Genomic DNA, 23,033 nt, shown 5'->3' with positions numbered 1-23,033 from the left:
CAATCAGGCCATGCAAATTTCCAAGTTGTTCAACTCAGCCGATGTATCGTCGCAAAAGCCAGACCGCCGAAATACCGCGCCTATTGGGCCTTTAATACGGCTGGTACATATCGGCATACTGAGTTTGTTGATGTTTGTCGGCGGCTGGCTGGGCGTCAAAATGATCATTCCGCCCGGCTATGCCAGTCCGCTATGGCCGCCGGCCGGGATCGCACTGGCCGCGCTGTTTATCGGCGGCCGCAAGCTTTGGCCCGGAATCTGGCTGGGCGCAGCGCTAAGCAATTTCCTGGTGACTATTGAGTTTTCCGGTCAACTCACCGCTCAAACCGCGATGTCTTCCTTTGCAATTGGTGGCGGCAGCGCCTTGCAAGCGCTGGTGGCCCTGGCCTTATCCAAAGCCTACGTAGAGCCGGGTTTGCCAAAATTGGATAGTCCTGCCGCCATCCTCAAGTTTTTTGTCCTGGCCGGACCGGTAGCCTGTCTGATAGCACCCAGCGTCGGCGGATCCGTACTTTATTCATTGGACTTGATGAGCCATGCGCAACTCTGGTCGTCCTGGCGAAACTGGTGGGTTGGCGACAGTTTGGGCGTGATGATTGTGACGCCGCTATTGTTTTGTTATTTCGGACGCCCCCGTGCGCTTTGGCAAGCGCGGCGCTTGAGTGTAGCGCTGCCTTTATTGGGCACACTGCTGGCATTGGTACTGGTATTTTTGCAAGCCTTTCAAGCGGAACGCACGCGCATTCAACAAGCTTTCGATAGTCGGGCCGGCGAGATAGACCGGCTGCTGGTGGAATATGCCATTGATGTAATCGACAGTACGCTGGCGCTAAGAGATGTATTTTTGGCATCCGGGCAAGTGAATAGAGCCGAATTCAGCGTATTTTCCCAGGGTATCCTGCAACGCCATCCGGAAATTCAGGCCCTGGAATGGCTACCTCTGATCGCCCAAGCCGATTTGCCTGCCTTCGAACAAGCAGTCCGCGCCGAAGGATTTCCTGATTTTCGGGTTATCGAACGAGACAGTACCGGTCAATTGGTGAAAGCCAGCGCCAGACCGGAGTATTTTCCAATCATGTTTGTGGAGCCGATGGCCGGCAACGAAAAAGCCTTCGGCTTCGATTCCATGACAAATCCACTTAGCCGCCAAGCAAAAAATCTGGCCCGCGCCAGCGGTAAACCTACCGCCTCGCAAAAACTGACGCTGATACAGCGTGACGATACGGATCCCGGCATTTTGGTGTCCATTCCGGTTCGCCGGCGTAACGCTGACGGCGACGCCTTGGATATTGCCGGCTATGTCACTGCAATCGTTCTGCCGACCAAAATGGTGGAAATAGTTACCAGGGGGCTTAACACCGATACGCTGGGCATCAGCATTGATGATCTCAGCGCGCCCGCCGGAGAAACTGCTTTGTATGTAAAACCGGTACGCAAGCAGGTGTCGTTAAACTACGACTTGAAAAAATGGCAGCGTAGCTTTGCGTTTGTGGATCGTAATTGGCAAATTACCGTCACTCCGGATAGCGATTTTGTCAACGAACAAGGTTCAACGCTACCTTTGATTACGCTGATCGGCGGGCTCTGTTTTACCAGCTTGCTGAGTATTTTATTGCTGATCATCAGCGGCAGAACCGCCTCCGTGCAAGCGTTGGTGGAAGAACGCACCCAGGCATTGGCCGATGCGGTTGCGGAGTTGGAAACCGCTGCCAATATCGCCAAGGAATCGGAATTAAAGCTGCGCACTATCGTCGATTCTGAACCGGAGTGCGTGAAACTGCTGGGACGGGACGGCAGCTTATTGCAAATGAACCGCGCCGGTCTGGACATGATAGAGGCCGACACGCTGGAACAAGCCCAACAAGGACGCCTGGGAGACTTGGTGTTGCCCCGATACCGGACTGCTTTTGAAAAATTGACTCGACGGGTGTTTGCCGGCGCATCAGGCACACTGGAATTTGAAATCGTCGGCCTGAAAGGCCGGCAACGCTGGTTAGACACCCACGCGGTGCCAATGCGCGATGCTGAAGGTAATATCGCGGCCCTGTTGGGTTTGACCCGCGACATTACCGAACGCAAGCAGGCCGAAGAACATCTGAAACTGGCCGCGCGGGTATTCAGCGAGGCGCACGAAGGCATTTTAATTACCGATCCCACCGGAATCATCGTCGATGTGAATCCGACTTTTTCCGAAATTACCGGCTATAGCCGGGCCGAAGTGATAGGCCGAAACCCCAGTATCTTGCAGTCCGGCAAATACGGTGCGGATTTTTACCGGGATATGTGGCAAGCCTTGCGTGAAGCGCAACATTGGCAAGGCGAATTGTGGAACCGCAAAAAAAACGGCGAGTTGTATGCGCAATGGCTGACGGTTTCCGCCTTGTGCGATGCCGACGGCAAGGTCACTCACTATATCGGGCTATTTTCCGATGTCACGCAGGCCAAGCAGCAGCAACAGCTGCTGGAATTGTTTGCTCATTACGATCCGCTCACCCGCCTGCCGAATCGGATTTTATTCGCTGATCGCTTGAATCAGGCCATCGCCCACAGCAAGCGGGAAAACACCTTGCTGGCGATTTGCTTTCTGGACCTGGACGGCTTCAAGCCGGTCAACGACCAATTCGGCCACGACATCGGTGATCGGGTGTTGGTTGAAGTGGCCGAACGAATCAAAAACGCGATTCGCGAGGAAGACAGCGTATCCCGGCACGGTGGTGACGAATTTGCGCTGTTGTTGGGCAATGTAGACTCGATCGAGCAATGCGAACAAACCATCATGCGGATTCATCGGGCGATCGCCCTGCCGTATGTCATCGACGATCAGCCTATTTCGGTCGGCGCCAGTAGCGGTTTTACCGTGTATCCGCTGGATGATGCCGACGCCGACGCCTTATTGCGGCATGCCGACTATGCCATGTACCAGGCCAAATTGGCCGGTAAAAACCGTTGCCAGTTGTTCGATGCCAGCCACGACCAACAAGTCATGCATCGCCACCAACAGTTGCGCGACATCGAAGCGGCGTTTTTAAATAACGAATTGTGCATGTATTACCAACCCAAGGTCGACATAAAAACCGGCCAGGTTAAAGGCGTGGAAGCCTTGATCCGTTGGCAGCATCCGCAGCGCGGCATGGTGCCGCCGTTGGAGTTTCTGCCGGTGATTGCCTCCACCGATCTGGAAATCCGCATCGGCAATTGGGTCATTGCGCAAGCCTGCGAGCAGTTGGCCGGTTGGCACGCGCGGGGGCTATTGTTGGAGGTCAGCGTCAATATCTCCTCCTATCATCTGCTGTGGTCCGGCATCGGCGCTTATATAGAAGAAACGTTGCGCCTTCATCCGGAACTGGATGCCCGTTATCTGCAATTGGAAATTCTGGAAAGCACCGCATTGGATGATTTGTCGGCGGTGAACCGGATTATCAAAAGCTGCCGGGAACAACTGGGGATCAGCGTGGCCCTGGACGACTTCGGTACCGGCTACTCCTCGTTGACGCATTTGCGGCATTTATCGGTAGATACCGTCAAGATCGATCAGACCTTTGTCCGCGATATGCTCGACGATCCCGACGACTACGCCATCATCGAAAGCGTGATCGCACTCAGCCAGGCTTTTAACCGGGAAGTCGTCGCGGAAGGCGTGGAAAGCCAGGAACAAGGCATCGTGCTGTTGCTGCTGGGTTGCCATCTGCTGCAAGGTTACGCGATTGCCCGTCCGATGCCTGCTGCGGCGATTGCGGACTGGGTGATTGCTTACCGGCCTTTCGGCGACTGGCAAATTTATGCGGAGGCCGAGCTGTCGGCAGAACAGATCGACATTGCGATTCGCCGGTTCGACACCCGGCAGTGGTTGCAACGGGTACAAGCCTGTCTATTCGCGGAGCCGCAAGGTGTCGTGAAAAGCTGGCCCATCATGGACCAGCGCCGTACCCATCTGGGCCGTTGGTTGAAGCAAGTACAACACGACAAACAGTATGCCCATGATTGGCTGGAAAGTATCGAACAATTACAACGGCAACTACATGTGCTGGCCGAGAGTCTGCTAAAGCGCTACGAAGCTGGCCAGCGCGATGCCGCGCGAGCAGGATTTAACGATCTGCGGGCTATTCAGCTGCAAATCGACGACCTGCTGGTTTTGTATACCCCACTCCCCAATTTGGACGAGATGTAGACATTCAACATGGAACCATTGCCTTTAAAAGATATTCATTTGCCCGATTCGGTGACATTTTGGCCACCGGCGCCGGGCTGGTGGTTGTTAGTGGTATTGCTGCCGTTACTGATTTTTTTGTGCCGCTATTTTTATAAACGCATCCGCCGCCAGACTGCGGCCAAAACTGCCGCCAAGTTGTTGTCCGCCATTCGCCGGGATAGCGGCGCCGATACCAGACAGACTCTGGCGGCCTTGTCCGCCTTGTTGCGGCGCGTAGCCATCAGTACTGCGCCGCGCAGCGATGCTGCCAGCTTGCGTGGCGAGGCTTGGCTAAGCTACCTGGACCAATCCCTACCGGATGCACCGTTTAGTCAAGGTCCCGGCCGTTGTCTGGCCGACGGCCATTACCGGCAAACACCACCGTCCGACGCAGAACTGGAGGCGTTATTCGAGTTGTGCGAACGCTGGTTGAAGCAGCAGGCGAAAAAAAGATGATCGAATTGCACTGGCCTTGGTTGTTATGGTTGTTACCGCTACCGCTGTTATTGCGTTGGCTGTTGCCGGCACGTGCCGTCGCCCAACAAGCGGCATTGAAAGTACCGTTTCTGGACGATTTCGGCCCCGGCGCCAGTCGGGTGGTTAGTAGCGAGAAGCGCTGGCCGCTGTGGTTGGCGGCTCTGGCTTGGCTGTGTTTGCTGGTGGCGGCCGCTCGTCCGCAATGGCTGGGCGAACCCATCGAGCAAGCAGTCAGCGGCCGCGACTTGATGCTGGCAGTGGACGTATCCGGCAGTATGCAGGAGGAAGATTTCATCCTCGGCAAGCAGCGCGTGGATCGCTTAACCGCCATCAAGCAAGTGGCCGGCGATTTTATTCAACGCCGGGTCGGTGACCGCTTGGGTTTGATCCTGTTCGGTACGCAAGCTTATTTACATGTGCCGTTGACTTTTGATCGCAAGACCGTGCAAACCTTGTTGCACGAGGCGTTTATAGGCATTACCGAGGACGACCCGAAAACCTCGATAGGCGACGCTATCGGTTTGGCAATCAAACGTCTGCAACAGCAGCAAGATGCCAGCCGGGTGTTGATTTTGTTGACCGACGGCGCCAATACCGCCGGGGAGTTGACGCCTTTGAAAGCGGCTGAACTGGCTGCAGAACACAAACTGAAAATCTACACGATAGGCATAGGCGCCGACGAAGTGTTGGTGCGCAGCCTGTTCGGCACCCGCCGCGTCAACCCCTCCGCCGATCTGGACGAAAAGACTCTGACCGCGATTGCCGAAGCCACCGGTGGCCATTATTTCCGGGCTCGAAACACCGAAGAGCTGGAAAAAATCTACCGCATGCTGGATCAACTGGAACCGGTTGAAAAAGACAAACAATACTTCCGGCCGCGCAGCGAATTGTTTTATTGGCCGCTGGGCCTGGCCTTGTTATTGACGGGCAGGTTAACCTTGGCCCGATTGAGGTGGTCATGAATTTTGCCGATTTTCATTTCCTGCGGCCCTGGTGGTTGCTGGCTGTATTACCGGCCGCGCTGTTTTTGATCTTGTTGGTGCGGCATCGGCATGGGCGCGGTAACTGGAGCGAAGTCTGCGATGCCGAGTTGTTGCCCTTTATTTTGCAAGACAAACCGCTGCAACAATCGCGCGGGCATCTGTTCGGCGCCGGTTTTGCCGCGTTGCTGACCATCGTTGCATTGGCCGGTCCGACCTGGCAGCGCCTGCCCGGCCCGGCCTTTAGAAACGATGCTGCGCTGGTGATTGCGCTGGATTTGTCCAAATCCATGGATGCCGCCGACATCAAACCCAGCCGTATCGGCAAGGCCCGCTACAAAATCGCCGATTTACTGAAGCAACGCAAGGACGGTCAAACCGCGCTGCTGGTCTACGGCGGCGATGCCTTTACCGTCACACCGTTGACCAACGATACCGCTACCATCGATAGCCAGCTAACCGCGCTGACCACCGACATCATGCCCAGTCCGGGCAGCAACACCAGTCTGGCATTGAATGCGGCGGTGGCTTTGCTGCGCCAGGCCGGCCTGGTCAAGGGACATATCCTGCTGGTCACCGACGGCGCCGATGCCGATGTGGCCGAGCAGGCCGAACACTGGCTGGGCGATTATCGGCTCTCGGTACTGGCGATGGGCACGCCGGAAGGGGCGCCTATCCAGTTACAGGGGGCCGGGTTTTTAAAGGACAGTAATGGCGCTATCGTGGTCGCGAAGTTGGACGAGGCCGCGCTGAGCACGTTAGCCCAGCATGGTCGCGGTATTTATCAGCCGGTGACCGCAAACGATGCGGATGTCGAGAATTTGGGGCGTTTGTTCAATAGCGCCGACACTGGTGGCGAAAATTTGGATAGCAATCTGTTGTTGCAACAATGGGATGAAAAAGGTCCCTGGTTGCTGTTGCTGGTATTGCCTTGGGCGGCTTTGCAATTTAGAAAAGGTTTGTTATTGGCCTTGCTGTGTTTATTGCCGTTGCCGAAAAATAGCTACGCCCTGGACTGGCAGAGCCTGTGGCAAACGCCCGATCAACGCGCCAAACAGGCTTTCGAGCAACAGCAATATCAGCAAGCAGCCGAGCAATTCGATAATCCAGACTGGCGCGCTGCCGCGCAATATAAGGCCGGTCAATATCAAGAAGCTGCCGAGACCTTGAAAAACACCCAAAGTGCGGAAGGTCATTACAATCGCGGCAATGCCTTGGCTCAGGCCGGCCAGTTGCAGAAAGCCGTGCAAGCCTATCAACAGGCGCTGCAACTTGATCCTAAGCATCAGGACGCGAAATACAATAAGGAACTGGTCGAGAAGAAGTTGAAAGAACAGGAACAAAAGCCACAGGACAAAAATCAGCAAGACGAGCAAAAACAGGACAAACAGAAATCGTCCGATCAACAGCAAAAACAGCAACAGCAGGACGGCAAGTCTGATCAAGCCGATAAAGACTCGCAGCAGGAGCAAAAGCCGCAAGACCAGCAAAAAGCCGACGCCAAGCAGGACGCGGAACAAAATAAGGCAAAAGAAGAACAACAGTCCGAAGCGGAGGCCAAACAACAAGCTGAGCCGCAGCCGCCCAAGCAAGAGCCGACAGACCAGGAAAAAGCTGCGCAAGCCACGGAAAAAAATGAAACAGAACGTGCCAACGAGCAATTATTGAAGCGCATACCGGACGAGCCGACCGGCTTGTTGAAGCGTAAATTCAAATATCAATACGGTCAGCGCAATCGAGCTAACCAGTCCGGTCCGGCATGGTAAATCCCGGTAGGAATACAGACTGAAAATTCAAGGTGGCTTTGGTCTTGATTAAAACCAGGCACCGTAAGCCCGACACTCTAACAACTCGTGGTGCTATGAAACGATGGATATAGGCTTAATACTGATTTTGATCCTGATCAACGGCGTGTTTGCGATGTCGGAAATGTCGCTGGTCTCGTCCGGGCTGGCCCGCCTACAAAAACTGGCCGGCGAAAAACGCGCCGGTGCACGTACCGCACTGAGGCTACATAAAGATCCGTCGCGGTTTTTATCCACGGTGCAGGTCGGCATCACGTCTGTCGGTATTCTCAGTGGCGCGTTGGGTGAGGAGGCTTTGACCGAGCCTTTGTATCGGCAACTGCTGAACATCCCCCTGCTGACGCCCTACGCCCAGAGTATTGCGCTAATCGCCACAGTCTTTCTGATTACTTATTGTTCCGTAGTCATCGGCGAACTGGTGCCCAAGCGGCTGGCTTTGCTGCATCCGGAGCGGATTGCGGTGTTTATCGCCCGGCCTATGCATACGCTGTCGCAGGTTGCCAGTCCGGTCGTTTGGCTGCTGTCGTCGTCTAGTACGTTGATACTACGGCTATTCGGCGCGCATCGGCCGCCGCAGACCAGCGTCACCAACGAAGAAATCAAACTGCTGATGGAAATCGGTGCGGAATCCGGCGTGTTTCACGCCAGCGAAAGCCATTTGGTCGGCAACGTCTTGCAACTGGATGAACAAATGCTCGGCGCGGCCATGACGCCCCGGCAGCAGATATACGCTATCGATTTAAGCGATCCGGAAGCGACAGTGCGCGCCGAAATCGCCGACTGCCCCTACGCCCGGGCGGTAATCTGCCGAGACGGTCTGGAAAATGTGGTCGGAATCTTGCAAAGAAGCGATCTGCTGAAACCGGCAATGGCCGGTGCAGCCTTGGATATTGCACCTATCCTGCATGCGCCGTTATATGTGCCGGAAGCCATGACGCTAAGGCAATTACTGGAATTTTTCCAGGAAAAGCGAGCCGATCTGGCGCTGGTCGTAGACGAATATGGCGACATTGAGGGCTTGGTGACGCTCAGTGATGTGCTGAAAGCCATCGTCGGCCACCTGCCCAGTCGCACCAATCTGGACATCGATGTGGTGCAACGTAGCGATGGTTCGTGGTTGGTGGATGGCGGCTTATCGATTCAGCGTTTGAAAACGGTGATCGGTATGGACGGCAATTTACCCGGCGAGGCCGACAATGCCTATCACACTGTGGGCGGCTTCATTCTGTTTTACCTGGAAAAAATTCCCCAAGTAACGGACAACTTCGAATTCCGGCAATGGCGTTTCGAGATCGTCGATATCGACGGCACTCGCATTGACAAGGTGTTGGTTAGCCAAATGCCGCCCGAGGCCGCAATTTAGCGCTTCGTTAAATTGCGTTTGTCGGCCAAAAGCGCAATAGGCGCCAACCAAGCTATCCGCTAACGTGGCTTGCATCCGGCATAGTCCGTTATTAGTTAATTGCTTGAAAAAATTATTTTGTTTAAAGGAAAGACCATGACACCCACGCTCCAGACTCCACTTCACTCCTCGTCGCTTACGGCAGCACTGTTTTTGCTGAGTTTTGCCTTACCCGCCTTTGGCGCCGATTTGAAACCGGTCCTGGAAGCCTCGCCCGCCTTGTTAAAGCTGCTGAGCATCGCCGAGGTTAAACCCGGCGAAGTCGGTGAATCTCTGAATCTTTCGGCCAGGGTGGAATTGGATCAACATAGGGTCGCGCGCATCGGTGCCTCGGTTACCGGGCGGATTACCGAAATCGATGCCATGCTCGGTCAAGCAGTGAAAAAGGGCGAACGTCTGGCGCTACTGAACAGTACCGAGTTGGGCAAAGCGCAGTCCGACTATTTGAAAGCCGCGTCTCAAGTCAATTTACGCCGGATTACCGTCAAACGCGCCGAGCGCTTGCTGGAAAGCGGTGTGATCGCGGAGGCCGAGTTTCAGGAGCGGCAGAGCGTGTTGACCGAAGCGGATGTGGATTTACGCGCTGCCAGCGATCAGTTGCGGGTGATGGGCATGAGCGAAGCCGATTTAAAACGCCTGGACAAACAACGCAGCATTCATTCTTACTCTCCGGTCACAGCCAGCATCGATGGGGTGGTGATCGAACGTAACGTCGCCATCGGCCAAGTGGTACAGCCGGCAGACGCCTTGTACACCGTTGCGGACTTGTCGCAGCTGTGGCTGGTCGCGGAAATTCCCGAGCAACAAGCGCATTGGGCGCGGCAAGGCGATCAAGCTTTCGCCGAGGTGCCGGCGTTGCCGGGGCAGGAGGTTAGCGGCAAGCTGATTTATGTCGCCGATATGGTCGATTCCGACACGCGTACGGTGACGGTGCGGATGGCCTTGGCCAATCCGCAGCGATTGTTCAAGCCGCAGATGCTGGCCACCTTGAAAATCAGCAAGCCCGGTTCGCAAACTTTAATCGTCCCCAGTCAGGCAGTGGTTAGGGAAAATGATAAGGATTTTGTGTTTGTCGACACCGGCTCGGCACGTTTTGAATTACGCCCGGTGCGGCTGGGTCGCGAAGAAGCCCAGAAACGACCCTTGCTGGAAGGCTTGAAAGCGGGTGAAAAAATTGTCGTGGGCGGTGCGTTTCATTTAAATAACGAACGCCTGCGCAGCACCTTGGAGTAAAGCATGATTAATAGCCTTATTGCAGCCGCTCTGCATCAGCGCGTTCTGGTGGCGGTGCTGGCGGTGGCGGTCACGCTGTTCGGTGTGCGTGCCGTGCAGCAGTTGTCGGTGGATGCGTTCCCGGATGTCACCAATATCCAGGTCCAAATCGCCACCGAAGCCACCGGCCGCTCGCCGGACGAAGTTGAACGTCTGGTCACCGTACCCTTGGAAATAGCGATGGCCGGCCTGCCCGGCCTGGAAGAAATGCGCTCCATGAACAAAAACGGCCTGTCGTTGATTACCTTGATTTTCACCGATAGCACCGAAGTGTATTTCGCCCGGCAATTGGTGATGGAACGGCTGATCGAGGTAAAACAGCAAATGCCGGAAGGTATCAATCCGGTGCTGGGGCCGGTGTCCACCGGTTTGGGCGAGGTCTATCAATATACCTTGGAACGTGACGACGATGGCCAACGTGCCTTGACCCAGGAGGAATTGCAGCAACGCCGCGAAGCGCAGGACTGGGTGGTGCGGCCGCTGTTGCGTGGGATTCCCGGCGTCGCGGAAATCAATTCCCAGGGCGGCTATGTCAAGCAATACCAGGTGTTGGTCAATCCCAATCGCCTGCACCACTATCGAATTTCCTTGAATGAAGTATTCGAGGCGCTGGCCAGAAATAACGCCAACAGCGGCGGCGGCGTGTTGCCGCATTATGCCGAGCAATACCTGATTCGCGGCGTCGGCTTGATTAACGAGGTCAAAGACATCGGCAATATCGTCTTGAAGGAAGAAAACGCCGTGCCGGTGCATATGCACGATGTTGCCGAAATCAAAATCGGCCATGAAGTGCGGGTTGGCGCGGTCCTGAAGGACGGTTATACCGAAGCCGTCGGTGGCGTGGTCATGATGCTGCGCGGCGGTAATGCCAAGGAAGTGGTGAGCCGTATCAAGGCGCGAGTGGCGGAAATCAACGCGAAAGGCATGCTACCGCATGGCCTGAAAATTATCTCCTATTACGACCGTAGCGATCTGGTCGATGCGGCCTTGCATACCGTGACCAAGGTTTTGCTGGAAGGTATCGTATTGGTGGTGATCGTTTTGTTTCTGTTTCTGGGCGATGTGCGTTCCAGCTTGATCGTGGTCAGCACCTTGATCGTGACGCCCTTGGTCACCTTTATCGCGATGAATCAGCTCGGTCTTTCCGCCAATTTGATGTCGCTGGGCGGCTTGGCGATTGCGATTGGTTTAATGGTGGACGGCTCGGTGGTGGTGGTGGAAAACGCGTTTCGACTGCTCGGCGAACGCAAGGGCCGCGCCACCAGCCGGGTGAAAGTAGTAATGACCGCCGCCCAGGAAGTGGCGACGCCGGTGCTGTTCGGCGTGGGTATCATCATATTGGTATTTTTACCGCTGATGACGCTGCAAGGCATGGAAGGCAAGATGTTCGCGCCGCTGGCGTATACCATCGCGATAGCGTTGCTGATTTCGCTGATCGTGTCGCTGACCTTGTCGCCGGTACTGTGCGCTTTTTTACTGGAGGGGCACGACGGCGAACACGACACCCGGCTGATCGCCTTAATTAAGCGGATTTATCTACGCATGCTGGATTGGTCTATGGCCAATCGGCTGAAGGTGGTGGGCGGCGCGGTCGGCGTGTTCGCTGCGACACTAGCCTTGTTGCCTTTGCTGGGCACGTCGTTCATTCCGGAAATGAAGGAAGGCTCCATCGTGCCGGGGATTAACCGGATGCCGAATATTTCGCTTGAGGAAAGCATCAATGTGGAAATGCAGGCGATGAAGATGGTGATGGAAATTCCCGGCGTGAAAACCGTGGTCAGCGGCGTGGGTCGCGGCGAAAGTCCGGCCGATCCGCAAGCGCAAAACGAATCGACGCCCATCGTTACGTTGAAGCCCCGCGAAGAGTGGCCGAAAGGCTGGACTCAGGACGATATAGCCGATGCGATGAGCGCGAAACTCACCGAAAATCTGCCCGGCATGCAGGTGGTGATGGCCCAGCCGATTTCCGACCGGGTGGACGAAATGGTCACCGGCGTGCGCTCCGATGTAGCGGTGAAAGTGTTCGGCGACGATCTGGCTGAACTGAAACGCCTAGCGGACGCTATTGCAGGCGTAGCCAACAGCGTGAACGGTGCCCGCGATATTCGGGTTGAGCGCCTGACCGGTCAGCAATATTTAAATATCACCGTCGATAGGCAAGCCATCGCCCGCCACGGTTTGAATGCAGCGGACATTCACGATGTCATAGAAACCGCGATAGCCGGCAAAGTGGCAACCGAGATTTATCAAGGCGAACGGCGCTTTTCGGCGGCGGTGCGCCTGCCGGAGCAATTTCGGAATAATATCGGCGCCATCGACGCGTTGATGCTGACCTCCGCGAACGGCGCGCGCGTGCCGCTGGGCGATGTCAGCAACATCACCTTAAACGACGGCCCGGCCTTGATCAGCCGGGAAATGGGTAAACGCCGCATCGTGGTAGGTATTAACGTTCGCGACCGGGATTTGGGCGGTTTTGTGGCCGAGCTGCAAAAAGCCGTGGCCGACAAGGTGCAATTGCCGGAAGGCTATTATTTGCAATGGGGCGGCCAGTTCCAGAATATGGAACGGGCTTTGGGGCATTTGCAGATGATTATTCCGGTCACTATCGCGGCGATATTCTTTTTGCTGTTTATGTTGTTTAAATCGCTACGCTTTGCCGCATTGATTATTCTGGTGCTGCCGTTTGCGTCGATTGGCGGCATCATCACGCTGTTTCTCAGCGGCGAGTACCTGTCGGTGCCGGCTTCGGTGGGATTCATCGCCTTGTGGGGCATAGCGGTGCTGAACGGCGTGGTATTGGTATCGTATATCCGTTCGCAGCGGGAAAGCGGCCTGAGTCTGGATTATGCGATACGGCGCGGTTGCGAACAGCGTTTTCGGCCGGTGATGATGACGGCCACGGTGGCCTTGCTGGGTCTGGTGCCGTTTTTGTTTGCCATCGGCCCCGGTTCCGAAGTGCAAAAGCCCTTGGCTATCGTGGTGATAGGCGGCTTGATTAGTTCGACGCTGCTGACGCTGGTGGTATTGCCGGTGTTATACGGATGGTTCGATGATCGCCGCGATATACATAAACCTTTTTCGATGAAGTAATTGATCAATTGTATGCATAGACATAGTTACTCGTGGCTGCTGTATGGCCTGTTAATGCTGCTCAGCACTGCGATACAGGCGGCAGAGATTCAAGTGGCGGTTGATCGCAATCCGGTCGGCCTTAACGAATCGTTTCAGATTACCTTCACGGCCAGCGAAGATCCGGACGGCAACCCCGATTTCGCGCCCTTGCAGGAAAATTTCGAAATTCTCAGTCAGCAACGCAGCAGTAATTCGTCGTGGGTGAATGGCAAGAGCAGTCGTAGCGAACAGTGGGTTTTGCGGGCGATGGCCAAACAAGCCGGCGAGTTGTTCATTCCGCCGATTGCCTTCGGCGCCGACAGCAGCAAGCCTTTGAAACTGGTCGTCAACGAAAACACCGCTGCCCCGCAAGGCAACGACGACATATTTCTGGACGTGACAGCCACGCCCGAGCAACCTTACGTGCAGTCGCAGGTGTTGTACACGCTGAAGTTGTTCCGCAAAGTACAGATTACCCAGGCCAGTCTTAGCGAGCCGGAGATCAAGGATGCGCTGGTCGAAAAACTGGGCGAGGACAGTACCTACGCCACCCAGATCAAGGGCGTGGATTATTGGGTGACCGAACGGAAATATGCCATTTTTCCGCAACAAAGCGGCGTATTTACCATTGCGCCGCTGATCCTGAATGCCGAATACCTGAGCAATCAACGCCAACCACGTTTTAACGGCTTCTTCAATCGACCAGACACCGAAACTCGGCGGGTGGCTTCCAAAGCCATCACTTTAAACGTACAAGCGGTGCCGGCCAGCTTTAAAGGCCCGAACTGGTTGAGCGCCGAGTCATTAAAACTTAGCGAAACCTGGTCCGACTCCAGCCTGCAAACCAAAGTCGGCGAACCCCTGACCCGCACGCTGACGCTCAGCGCGAAAGGTGCCACGGTGGGCCAGTTACCGGAGCTGCTCGATAAGACCGCTATCGACGGTATCAAAACCTATCCGGATCAACCAGTGCTGAAGGAAGATAAGGAAAGCGACGGCTTGACCGCACTGCGCGAGGAAAAAATTGCCTTCATCCCTTCCAAGCCCGGCGAATACAGTTTGCCGGCGCTGGACATCGTTTGGTTCAACACCAAAACCCAGAAAATGGAAACGGCACACCTGCCCAGCGTCAAGCTCACGGCCTTGGCCGGTGCAACGGATGCCCATGTGCCGGCTCCGCCCGCTACATCGACTGCGCCGCAAGAGCCGGCAACCAGCCCAGTGACCACGTCGCCGATTACTGTTACCAGCAGCAGCGATACCCGTATTTGGCAAGCTGTATCGGCGACTTTGGCACTAGGCTGGTTACTGACCATCGTCGTGTTGTATCGTCGCCCATCCACCAAAGGTTCAACGGCCAAACGCGTTGAGCTTGTGCCGGAAACCGCGCTGGAAAAGACCCTGAAACGCGCTTGTTGGGAAAATAACCCGCAGGCCGCCAAACAGGCCTTGCTGCAATGGGGTAAGGCCGAGTTCGGCGCGGAGAGTTTAGGGGCGATTGCGGCGCATTGTACCGGGGCACTCCGTGAAGAGATTTTGGCACTGAATCGCTTGTTATATTCCGGACGGAATCAGGATTGGCAAGGCCGGAATCTTTGGCAGGCATTTTCGACTAAACCCGCAGCGACCAGCGGCGAGGGGAAAAGCAATGACGGTTTGGAGCCCTTGTTCAAGATCTAAGGTTCGAAGCTGTAGAGGTGCAAGATCTTGTCTATCCGCAGCTGTACGACAGCTCAGCCGCGCCCGTTCAGATGCGCCAAAGCCATATACAACGCGGCAATCGAACGGGCTTCACTGCATTCGCCGCTCGCTAACAAGGTATCGATACTATTCAACGGCCAAGGCACCACTTGCAGCTCTTCCGGCTCGTCGCCGACCAGTTTTTCCGGATACAGTTCTTCGGCGAGAATAATATCTATCGTGTGCTCCAAATAGGCCGGCGCCAGCGATACGCGGTGCAAATGGCGTAATTTGGCGGCGCCGTAACCGATTTCTTCTTTCAACTCGCGATTGGCAGCGTCCAACATGTCTTCGCCGGCATCGAGCTTGCCTTTGGGTAACCCTAGTTCGTAGCGATGAATGCCGGCGGCATATTCCCGAACCAGCAGCACCGTGTCGGGGTCCAGCATCGGCACAATCAGCACCCCGCCATGCGAGGCGCTGCGGGCCAGGCGCTCGTATTGGCGGCGCTCGCCGTTACTAAACTCCAGGTCCAGGGCTTCGATGCAGAATTGCCGGGTTTGGGCGATGACGGTTTGTTTCAGAATTTTCGGTCTGTTGGGCATCGGCTCAGGTTCTACAACTTGGTTGCTAAAGTGGGTTTGCTTTTGACGCCAAGATCAGCGCAAAAGCACTTCTAACTGTTGGCTAACTTGAAAAAACCAACCACGTTTTGCAGTTGTTCGGCTTGGCCGTTCAATTCCTCGGCGGTTGCCGCCATTTCTTCCGAGGCGGCCGCGTTTTGTTGAGTAACTCTGTCCAGTTGACGCATGGCCTCGCTGATTTGTTTGATGCCGCTGGCTTGTTCGGCAGACGCTGCATTGATCTCTTGCACCAGGTCCGCCGTTTTAACGATGTCCGGTAGAACATGGCCGATGAGTACGCCGGCTTTTTCGGCAATCGAGACGCTGTTGGAGGCCAGTTCGTTGATTTCCGCCGCCGTGGTGCGGCTGCTTTCCGCCAGTTTACGGACTTCCGCCGCTACCACGGCAAAGCCTTTACCGTGTTCGCCGGCGGAAGCGGCTTCGATTGCCGCGTTTAAGGATAATAAATTGGTTTTGTAGGCAATATCTTCGATTAGCCCGATTTTTTTGGCGATGTGTTTCATGGCGTTGACAGTTTCGATCACCGCTTCCCCGCCTTGTTTGGCCTCGCTGGCGGATTTGCCGGCCATCTGTTCGGTGACGTGGGCGTTTTCAGTATTTTGTTGCACCGACGCGCTGAGTTGTTCGATGGAGCTGGTGGTTTCTTCGACACTGGCCGCCTGCTCGGTGGTGGCCTGGCTGATCGATTGCGCGGTAGCGCTGACTTCCTTGGACGCCGAGCTTAATACGTCGGCGTTACCCAGAACTTGCTGGACAACGTTACTGAGCTGGTCGCGCATGCTTTTTAAATCGTACAGCAAACTGCTGCTGTCGCCTTCCCGTAGTTCTATCGCCACGGAAAGGTCACCGGCGGCCATGGTGTTGACCGCTTCGGCAGCATAGCTGGGTTCTCCGCCAAGCTGCGTCATTAAGCTTTTAGTGATCAGATAGCCGGCAACGCCGCCAATTACCACGGAAATTAGCGCCAATGTGGTAATCAAGTTAACGCTTTGATTAACCGTTTCCTTGGCTTCTACTCCGGATTGTTTCATTAGTTTGGTTTGAAACTCGATTAGCGCGGCTACTGAATCTATATACTCGGTTTGTAACTTCCTGACTTGAGTCAGCAGGAAATCCGTTGCTTCCGCTTGCTTACCCTCTCCGGCCAATTTGATGAACTGATCCTGGGCGGTCACGTAAGGTGTACGGGCATCCAGCACTTTTTTGAGTACGGCTTTACCTTCCACGCTGCTAATACTCTGGTCGAGTTTATCCAGGTTTTCCTTGATGGTGCGGCGCGCGTCTTGAATACGGGCCAATTCCTTATCAATGGCGGCGCTATCTTTGATAATCAGGGTATTACGCATCGAGCGGGCAATAACGTTAATGTTGCTGATGACATTATTGGCCCAGACCGTTTTCGGAAATTTATCGTTGACCATATTGTCGATGTTGGACAGCAGGTCGTTCATGCCGTTGATGCTGATGCCGGCAATAATGGCCAATAACAGTAGGACACCGCTGAATCCCAGGCCTAAACGGGTCCGCACTCTCATGGTACTCATGAATTTAACTCCTTCTGACGGCCGATGCCGGAACAAAACACATATGAAAGCTTTTAATCCTTTTTCTTATAGACATCAAGCCTAGCTGAACTTGGAGATTTTCCGGTTAGAATAAAAAACTCATTAAGGCTGTGTTTGGGAACGACAAGCGCTATTGAATGATAAGGATAAACTGACATGCTCGACTGGAAACAAATCGATACCGTGCTGTTGGATATGGACGGCACTTTGCTGGATTTGAATTTTGATAATCATTTTTGGCAGGAGTTTGTGCCCTTGCGCTTTGCTGAACTGCACAGCCTAAGGATTGAGGACGCCAAACAGCAGTTGGCACCGCGTTTCAAGGCGATGGAAGGCAAACTGGAATGGTATTGTCTGGATTATTGGACCCAGGAATTGGCCTTGAATATCGCCGGACTGAAGCAGGAGTTGGCCGGCTTGATTGCCGTGCATCCGCATGTCACCGAGTTTTTGGATGCGGTGCGCGCCAGCGGCAAGCGTTTATTGCTGGTGACGAATGCCCATCGCGACAGCTTGAACTTGAAGATGGAAAAAACCTGTCTGCACGGGTTTTTCGACGAAATCGTTTCGTCGCACGATTTTGGTTTTGCCAAAGAGCAGCAAGGTTTTTGGCAAATCCTGCAAGACAAACATCTGTTTGCAAAGGACAGAACGCTGCTGGTCGACGATAGTGTTGCCGTGTTGAACTCCGCCCGGACGTTCGGCATTGCTCATCTGGTGTCGATCAGCAAGCCGGATAGTCAACGGCCGGTTAAGCAGGTTGCTGAGTTTGTGGCGGTGGAGGATTTTCGGGCGTTGATGCCTGGTTTGTAGCAGTTGTGGGGCGCGGCGGTCGGTGCTCTCTGGGTTTGTGCTCTGCGCGCGGCGGGCGTTTGTCGCGCTGCATGACCCGTTCGCGCGGTTCGCGGCGCTGGGGTTTGATTACGTCTTCCACCATCAATTCCGGCGTGATGGTTTGCACCGGCACTTTCTCGCCAATGTAATCCTCGATGTCCGGCATTGAGTAAGCGTATTCCTCGCAAATAAAGCTGATAGCCTCGCCGCTGGCGCCGAATCGGGCGGTACGGCCGATACGGTGTACGTAATCTTCTACATCTTGCGGCAAGTCGTAATTGAACACATGCGATACGTCCGGAATGTGCAGGCCACGAGCCGCTACGTCGGTCGCAATCAAGAGTGTGACCCGATTTTCCTGAAAATCATTGAGCAAGCGCTGGCGCTTTTCCTGCGGCACGTCCCCGCTGAGCATGGCCACTTTGTGGCCGTTGGCAGCCAGATAATCGTCCAGCTGCTCGGCGCAGCGTTTGGTGTTGACGAAGACGATGCTGCGCTGCGGTTGGTGATGTTTCAGCAAGCCCAGCAACAGCGGGATTTTTTGCTCGTTGGCCGGACAGTAAGCCACTTGATTGATGGCTTTGGAAGTCACTTCCTCGGATTCGATGCGTATCAGCACCGGGTTGTTCATGTGCTCATAAGCCAGTTCGGTGACTTTATAAGACAACGTAGCGGAAAACAGCATATTCAAACGCTTTTCCGCCGGCGGCATGCGGCGCAGCAAGAAGCGGATGTCCTTGATAAAGCCCAAATCGAACATACGGTCGGCTTCGTCCATCACGGTGACCTGGATATTATCCAGCGTGAACGCGCCTTGCCGGTAAAAATCGATGATGCGGCCCGGCGTGCCGATAATGATGTCGACATTGCCTTTGATTTTATCCAACTGCTTTTGGTAGTCGGTACCGCCGTAGATCAGCGCAAACTTCAGGTTCAGATACTTGCTCAGAGCAACCGCATCTTTGTGAATCTGGATAGCCAGTTCGCGGGTTGGTGCGAGAATCAGCGCGCGCGGGTTCTTGATTTTTTCGCTTTCGTCGTTGATCAAATGCTGAAAGGTGGCCAGCAGAAACGTGGCTGTTTTGCCAGTGCCGGTTTGGGCTTGGCCGGCAATGTCTTTGCCCCGCAACGACAAGGGCAAAGATTTATCCTGAATCGGCGTGCAGTTGATGAATCCTGCTTCTTTCAGACCTTTGATGATGGAGTCGGACAGCTCCAAATTGCTAAAACGCGTTTCCGTTAAATGTGTTTTCTTCATAGCCCGATAGAATAAACTAAAAAGCCGCGCGGTTGAAATCGATTGACAATTAAAGCGCCGCGAAACTATAGTCTTGACTTTGTAAACTAATGGAGAATGGCGTGAGCGACCTAGTCCTTCATGTATCAGACGCTGATTTTAATGAAACTGTGTTGAAAGCCGGTACGCCGGTATTGGTCGATTATTGGGCAGAATGGTGTGGTCCGTGCAAAATGATCGCCCCGGTTTTGGATGAAATTGCATCCGAGTATCAAGGCAAACTCACTGTTGCCAAGCTGAATATCGACGAAAACCCCAAAACGCCTCAGCACTACGGTGTACGAGGTATTCCGACTTTGATGCTTTTCAAGGGCGGCGAAGTGGAAGCGACTAAAGTTGGCGCCTTAACCAAATCCCAATTGGCTGCGTTTATCGATAGCAACCTCTAAATCGAGCCGAATCACCGGATTTATTAAAAATGTTTTTGATAAGTCCGGTTATTGCGCTAGAATTTTCTCCGCTTGCTTCTTCGCATTCTGAACGTCCTTAATTAATCCAACAACTACCTGCCGCTGTAAACAGCACTCTGCTGTTTTGCATTTCTTTCATTTCCCTTAATCAACATGAATCTTACCGAGTTAAAACTTAAACAAGTCACTGAAATCATTGCAATTGCCGAGTCCTTGGGGCTGGAAAATATCGACAGAGCCCGAAAGCAGGAATTGATTTTTGCGATTTTGAAGAAACAGGCTAAGAGCGGGGAAGATATTTTTGGCGATGGGGTTTTGGAAATACTGGCGGACGGATTCGGTTTTTTAAGAACCCCCGGTTGTTCTTATTTGGCGGGCCCCGACGATATTTATGTATCGCCCAGCCAGATCCGACGTTTCGGTTTGCGCACCGGCGATACGGTCAGCGGTAAAATTCGCCCACCCAAGGAAGGTGAACGTTATTTCGCGATGTTGAAGGTGGAAAGCATCAACTTCGAATCGCCCGAGCAATCCAAAAACAAGATTTCCTTTTCCAACCTGACACCGCTGTTTGCCAACAAACGCTTCCGCCTGGAGCAAGGCAACGGTACCAGCGAAGATTTAACCGCCCGTATCATCGACTTGATTGCCCCTATCGGTAAAGGCCAGCGCGGCCTGATCGTTTCTCCGCCGAAAGCCGGTAAAACCATGATCATGCAAAGCATTGCCCATGCCATTGCCGAGAATAATCCCGAATGCTACCTGATCGTACTGCTGATCGACGAACGCCCGGAAGAGGTGACCGAGATGGAGCGTTGCGTGCGCGGCGAAGTGGTCTCCAGTACCTTCGACGAACCGGCCACCCGCCACGTGCAAGTGGCCGATATGGTCATCGAAAAAGCCCGGCGCATGGTTGAGCACAAGCACGACGTGGTTATACTGTTAGACTCGATTACCCGTCTGGCCCGCGCTTACAACATGGTGGTGCCTTCATCCGGCAAATTGTTGTCCGGCGGTGTGGATGCCAACGCGCTGGAAAAACCCAAACGCTTTTTCGGTGCGGCGCGGAATATAGAAGAAGGCGGCAGTTTGACCATCATCGCCACCGCACTGGTCGAAACCGGCTCGCGGATGGACGAGGTGATCTTCGAAGAATTCAAAGGTACCGGTAACATGGAACTGCATCTGGAGCGGAAAATCGCTGAGAAACGGATCTATCCGGCCATTAACATCAACCGCTCCGGCACCCGCCGTGAAGAATATCTGGTTGATCCTGACGAACTGCAAAAAACCTGGATTTTGCGGAAAATCCTGCAACCGATGGACGAACTGGCGGCATCCGAATTTCTATTGGGTAAACTCAAAGACTTTAAAACCAATGCCGCGTTCTTTGAGTCGATGAAACGATAATTACGCAACGCCCGCCGACGAGCGGTAATCATCGCTCGTCGCAAACCGGCTAAACCAAGCTGGCCAAACAATCTCCAATCCTGATTTGTCCCTCTGTTTTCTCCATAAAACACAAAAACCTATCCTTAGCCTGAGGCGCAGGCAGCTGCATACCAATACATTTGATGGTTATCGATGTGTTTAATTTTGTTATATTGCGCGACGACCTTAAACGAGGAGTACGGCCTTGCGAACAACCAGCAAATTTTTTATGCAATTCGTCCGATTAGCAGGCCCGTTCTGGTGCTCGGAAAATAAGACGACCATCCGGACCTTATCGGCGTTTTTGGTCGCGTTGACAGTGGCGCAAATTGCAGTGTCGGTGATTATTACCGAATGGAGCGCGGATTTATTCGATGCCTTGGAGCAGCGCTCTATGTCCAGACTGTTTACCCAGGTTGGCCTGATCGTCTTGATTTTTATCGCGAATATGGCGATTACAGCTACCCATCTGGTCGTCAAACGTCGTTTGCAATTGAGTTGGCGGGGTTGGCTAACCGACAAATTGATCGGCCAATGGATGCGAGACGGCCGACACTATCTGGTTACTCATTTGCCGGGGCAGCATGATAATCCTGATGGCCGGATCGCTGAAGATGTGCGCATTTCCACTGAATACGCAATTGATTTGTTACACACTTTTTTTTATTGCTTACTGTTGTTGACCAGTTTTACCGAGATACTGTGGACCTTGTCGGGGACCGTTACGGTAAATTTAGGTTTGGTCGAAATCCCCATTCAAGGCCATCTGGTCTGGTTGGCGCTGATTTACGCCGCTAGCGCATCCACGCTGGGTTGGTGGATCGGTAAACCGCTCACCATGGCTACCGACAACAGACAGACCGTGGAAGCCAATTTCCGCTTCGCGCTGGTTAAAGCCCGTGAGAATGCGCAAGCCATTGCCTTGATCCACGGTGAGCGCCATGAGAATCCGCATTTTCACCGCTTATTCGGGAATATTGTCGACGCCTGGAATCAGCAAACCCATGCTTGGCAACGTATCACCATGTTCAGCTCAGGTTATTCGATACTGTCGATGGCGTTCCCTATTCTGGTGTCGGCACCGCGCTTCATTCTGGGTACTATCAGCCTGGGGGCATTGATGCAATCCGCGCAGGCTTTCCAGCAAATGGTCGCGGCTTTGTCCTGGCCGGTTGACAATATGGGTAAGGTTGCGGAATGGCGCGCCTCAGTCGAGCGGGTATTGGGATTGAGCAAGGCTTTGGAACAATTGGAACGGGAAATCGCCAAACCCGATCCGTATCGAATTCGGTTAGTAAAAAGTGACAAATCAGTATTGGCATTTCGCGATTTATGCATTTCGCGTTTAGACAGAATTATCTGCGTGTCTACCCTTAACGAAGAAATCAAGGCCGGAGAGCGGGTGTTGATTGCCGGTAACGCCTTTTCCGGTAATAAGCTGTTCAAAGCCATAGCAGGCCTTTGGCCGTGGGGCGAAGGCGTGATCGAATTGCCGAATGATGAAAGAATGTTCTTTATGCCGCCGCGTCCGTATCTACCGACCGGCACTTTGCGCGCGTCAATTTGCTACCCATCCGACCCTTCCGCTTTCGATCAGCAGGTTTTGGAAAATACCCTTGAACTGGCCGGTGTGAAAGAGCTGGAAGAGCAGCTCGATCAGGTTGCTGATTGGGAAAAGAATCTTGAGCGTGAACAGAAACAACGTTTGGGCCTAGTGCGGCTGTTGTTGCACAAACCTAAATGGATATTGATGCAGGAAGCCTTCGATTCACTCGACCCCGAAGGTGAAGTGGATATGGTTAATATGATTCATAAAAGACTCTCGGATTCGGCGGTACTGACCATCACCAAGCAGCCCAACATACAGGCCTTGTACAAACGGCGGATTACCCTCTGTTAACGGGTAACGTGCTCTAGGACGTCTTTGTCTTGGGAG

15 protein-coding genes are annotated in these 23,033 nt (G+C 53.9%); 12 read left to right on the top strand and 3 right to left on the bottom strand.

The features are described from left to right. Positions 1 to 10 precede the first annotated feature (10 nt). The 8 genes from METH11B_RS0115490 to METH11B_RS0115455 all read left to right on the top strand — a co-directional run bounded on the left by METH11B_RS0115490 (position 11) and on the right by METH11B_RS0115455 (position 14,916). Positions 11 to 4,168: an EAL domain-containing protein gene (locus METH11B_RS0115490; RefSeq protein ID WP_026602798.1), complete on the top strand. Its 4,158-nt coding sequence runs from the start codon at positions 11 to 13 to the stop codon at positions 4,166 to 4,168. A 9-nt stretch (positions 4,169 to 4,177) separates the two neighbouring features. Beyond that, the gene (locus METH11B_RS0115485) at positions 4,178 to 4,645 is read left to right on the top strand and encodes a DUF4381 domain-containing protein (protein WP_026602797.1); all 468 of its coding nucleotides are present in this window, start codon (positions 4,178 to 4,180) and stop codon (positions 4,643 to 4,645) included. Next, positions 4,642 to 5,628, top strand: a complete 987-nt coding sequence (locus METH11B_RS0115480; protein WP_026602796.1) for a vWA domain-containing protein — start codon at positions 4,642 to 4,644, stop codon at positions 5,626 to 5,628. Before METH11B_RS0115485 ends, METH11B_RS0115480 begins: the two co-directional genes overlap by 4 nt. Next, the gene (locus METH11B_RS0115475) at positions 5,625 to 7,412 is read left to right on the top strand and encodes a vWA domain-containing protein (RefSeq protein WP_026602795.1); all 1,788 of its coding nucleotides are present in this window, start codon (positions 5,625 to 5,627) and stop codon (positions 7,410 to 7,412) included. Before METH11B_RS0115480 ends, METH11B_RS0115475 begins: the two co-directional genes overlap by 4 nt. A gap of 103 nt (positions 7,413 to 7,515) precedes the next feature. Beyond that, complete coding sequence (locus METH11B_RS0115470; protein ID WP_026602794.1) at positions 7,516 to 8,814, top strand: hemolysin family protein; 1,299 nt, start codon at positions 7,516 to 7,518, stop codon at positions 8,812 to 8,814. Positions 8,815 to 8,949: 135 nt separating this feature from the next. After that, complete coding sequence (locus METH11B_RS0115465) at positions 8,950 to 10,086, top strand: efflux RND transporter periplasmic adaptor subunit (RefSeq protein ID WP_051427008.1); 1,137 nt, start codon at positions 8,950 to 8,952, stop codon at positions 10,084 to 10,086. A gap of 3 nt (positions 10,087 to 10,089) precedes the next feature. Next, positions 10,090 to 13,215, top strand: a complete 3,126-nt coding sequence (locus tag METH11B_RS0115460; protein WP_026602792.1) for an efflux RND transporter permease subunit — start codon at positions 10,090 to 10,092, stop codon at positions 13,213 to 13,215. A gap of 12 nt (positions 13,216 to 13,227) precedes the next feature. Further along, positions 13,228 to 14,916 carry a BatD family protein gene (locus METH11B_RS0115455; RefSeq protein ID WP_036277630.1) on the top strand — a complete coding sequence of 563 codons (1,689 nt, stop codon included), beginning with the start codon at positions 13,228 to 13,230 and terminating at the stop codon, positions 14,914 to 14,916. A gap of 53 nt (positions 14,917 to 14,969) precedes the next feature. Here the strand turns inward: METH11B_RS0115455 and nudE are convergent, their stop codons facing one another. Both nudE and METH11B_RS0115445 read right to left on the bottom strand, forming a co-directional pair. Further along, positions 14,970 to 15,521: an ADP compounds hydrolase NudE gene (gene nudE, locus METH11B_RS0115450; protein WP_026602790.1), complete on the bottom strand. Its 552-nt coding sequence runs from the start codon at positions 15,519 to 15,521 to the stop codon at positions 14,970 to 14,972. Between the two features lie 71 nt (positions 15,522 to 15,592). Further along, positions 15,593 to 17,104, bottom strand: a complete 1,512-nt coding sequence (locus METH11B_RS0115445; protein ID WP_026602789.1) for a methyl-accepting chemotaxis protein — start codon at positions 17,102 to 17,104, stop codon at positions 15,593 to 15,595. 177 nt (positions 17,105 to 17,281) lie between these two features. Here METH11B_RS0115445 and yrfG point away from each other — a divergent pair, with 177 nt between their 5' ends. Beyond that, complete coding sequence (yrfG, locus tag METH11B_RS0115440) at positions 17,282 to 17,938, top strand: GMP/IMP nucleotidase (protein ID WP_026602788.1); 657 nt, start codon at positions 17,282 to 17,284, stop codon at positions 17,936 to 17,938. Here the strand turns inward: yrfG and rhlB are convergent. Further along, the gene (gene rhlB / locus METH11B_RS0115435; protein ID WP_026602787.1) at positions 17,877 to 19,217 is read right to left on the bottom strand and encodes an ATP-dependent RNA helicase RhlB; all 1,341 of its coding nucleotides are present in this window, start codon (positions 19,215 to 19,217) and stop codon (positions 17,877 to 17,879) included. The two genes, yrfG and rhlB, sit on opposite strands and share 62 nt — an antisense overlap. Positions 19,218 to 19,318: 101 nt before the next feature. On the opposite strand from rhlB, the gene trxA reads away from it, so the two are divergent. The 3 genes from trxA (at position 19,319) to METH11B_RS0115420 (ending at position 22,997) form a co-directional block, all read left to right on the top strand. Then, positions 19,319 to 19,645 (top strand): thioredoxin TrxA, encoded by a 327-nt coding sequence (trxA, locus tag METH11B_RS0115430; protein ID WP_020483995.1) that lies wholly within the window; start codon positions 19,319 to 19,321, stop codon positions 19,643 to 19,645. A 174-nt stretch (positions 19,646 to 19,819) separates the two neighbouring features. Next, positions 19,820 to 21,076 carry a transcription termination factor Rho gene (rho, locus tag METH11B_RS0115425; protein WP_020483996.1) on the top strand — a complete coding sequence of 419 codons (1,257 nt, stop codon included), beginning with the start codon at positions 19,820 to 19,822 and terminating at the stop codon, positions 21,074 to 21,076. A gap of 250 nt (positions 21,077 to 21,326) precedes the next feature. Next, positions 21,327 to 22,997, top strand: a complete 1,671-nt coding sequence (locus METH11B_RS0115420) for an ABC transporter ATP-binding protein/permease (protein WP_020483997.1) — start codon at positions 21,327 to 21,329, stop codon at positions 22,995 to 22,997. Positions 22,998 to 23,033 lie beyond the last annotated feature (36 nt).

It is taken from the genome of Methylomonas sp. 11b (genome assembly GCF_000515215.1).
Taxonomy (GTDB): Bacteria; Pseudomonadota; Gammaproteobacteria; order Methylococcales; family Methylomonadaceae; genus Methylomonas.
The sequence above is the reverse complement of the archived record's forward strand: the minus strand, read 5'-3'. Positions and strand labels throughout refer to the sequence as shown.